This is a genomic window from Butyricicoccus intestinisimiae (assembly GCF_018918345.1).
Taxonomy (GTDB): Bacteria; Bacillota; Clostridia; order Oscillospirales; family Butyricicoccaceae; genus Butyricicoccus_A; species Butyricicoccus_A intestinisimiae.
Genome location: NZ_JAHLQI010000015.1, coordinates 1 through 1,797, shown reverse-complemented (window position 1 = coordinate 1,797; position 1,797 = coordinate 1). Strand labels below are relative to the sequence as shown.

The 1,797-nt window shown below is 48.4% G+C and carries 1 protein-coding gene and 1 pseudogene; both read right to left on the bottom strand.

Translation table 11 applies throughout. The annotated features are described in order from the left end of the window. Positions 1-114: pseudogene (locus tag KQI75_RS13655) on the bottom strand (electron transfer flavoprotein subunit beta); the annotation flags it as partial. A 21-nt stretch (positions 115-135) separates the two neighbouring features. After that, positions 136-1,275 (bottom strand): acyl-CoA dehydrogenase, encoded by a 1,140-nt coding sequence (locus tag KQI75_RS13425; protein ID WP_216471338.1) that lies wholly within the window; start codon positions 1,273-1,275, stop codon positions 136-138. Positions 1,276-1,797 lie beyond the last annotated feature (522 nt).

The following is a 1,797-nucleotide window of genomic DNA, read 5'->3' as shown; positions in this document are numbered from 1 at the left end:
ATCATCCGGATTGATGATTGCTGCCATAGAAGCGCGGTCCAGAGTTCCGTCCGGCTTTACTGCAACCTTACCAGAAGTATCCGGAACCTGCTTTACGCATACGATAACTTTCATGATTCTATATCCTCCCTATTCTTACTTACCGAGTACGTTGCCTGCGATAACGACTCTCTGAATTTCAGAGGTACCCTCGTAGATCTCGGTGATCTTAGCATCACGCATCATGCGCTCAACCGGGTAGTCACGGGTGTAGCCGTAGCCGCCGAACAGCTGAACTGCCTGGGTGGTGATCTTCATAGCTGCCTCAGAAGCGAACAGCTTAGCCATAGCAGCGTCCTTGGTGAAACGCTTGCCAGAGCCCTTAGCTGCAGCAGCAGAATAGGTCAGCAGACGTGCTGCGTTGATAGCAACTTCCATGTCAGCAAATACGAACTGGGTGTTCTGGAACTTGGAGATCGGACGACCGAACTGTACACGACCCTTGGTGTACTCAACAGCCTCGTTCATAGCGCCTTCAGCGATGCCCAGTGCCTGTGCAGCGATGCCGATACGGCCGCCGTCCAGGGTGTTCATTGCAATGTTGAAGCCCTTGCCCAGTCTGCCGAGCAGGTTTTCCTTCGGGATGATGCAGTCCTCGAATACGATCTCAGCCGTCGGGGAACCGTGCAGGCCCATCTTTTCCTCGTGACGACCTACAGAGAAGCCCGGGAAGTCCTTCTCTACGATGAATGCAGAGATGCCCTTGGTGCCCTTGGACGGGTCGGTCATTGCGAATACTACGAAAATGTCAGCTACATAGCCGTTGGTAATGAAGATCTTGGAACCGTTCATTACCCAGTGGTCACCCTTGTCTTCGCAAACAGTGGTGCCCTTAGAAGCATCAGAACCAGCGTTCGGCTCGGTCAGAGCGAATGCGCCTACCTTGCCGTTAACCAGCTGCGGCAGATACTTCTTCTTCTGCTCCTCGGTACCGAAGTTGATGATCGGTCCACAGCACAGGCCGTTGTGGGTAGCAACGATGTCGCCGGTGGAAGCGCACTGCTTGGACAGCTCTTCTACTACGATAGCAGCGGAGATGTCGTCAGCGCCAGGTCCGCCGTACTCCTTCGGTACGCACATGCCCATTACGCCGTAACGGAACAGCTTAGCAATGGTGTCAGCCGGATACTGCGCGGTGCGATCAGTCTCAGCTGCAATCGGCTTGACTTCTTCTTCGGTAAACTCTGCGAGAGCCTTCCGAATCAGTTCTTGCTCTTTGGTCAAGTTGAAGTCCATGTTTTATTCCTCCAATTTCACTATAATATGTGTTTCAATAACACCCAAAGAAACTAAAAAGTTAACATATACCTTATCAAAATCAGTATAGCATATTTCATTTTGTTGTGCAATGTTTTTTATAGTGATTGATTCACAAACAAAATTTTATCTAACATTACTAACAATATGCACAAATTGTGGTCTTTTGGAGTGAAATAACGTTTTTTTGAACGTTTTATTCGTCTTTTCTTTACCAAAAACAAACAGTTGCCCAAAATCCTTTGCTAATTTATGGTCGAATAACAATATTTTGCTGGGATTTTGAAATTTTTGCACAAAAAAAGTCCCTCCGGAAATCCGGAGGGACGCAATCGTCTGAATACAAAATTTACCCGGCGGCAAAGGATTTTGCCTGTGTTTCTGCGAATATCTATATCTGTTTCTGTATAAACAGATTACTTAGCAGCCTGTGCTGCCTTGATGGTCTCGATCATCATCGGTACTACCTTGAACAGGTCGCCGCAGATGCCCCAGTCAGCT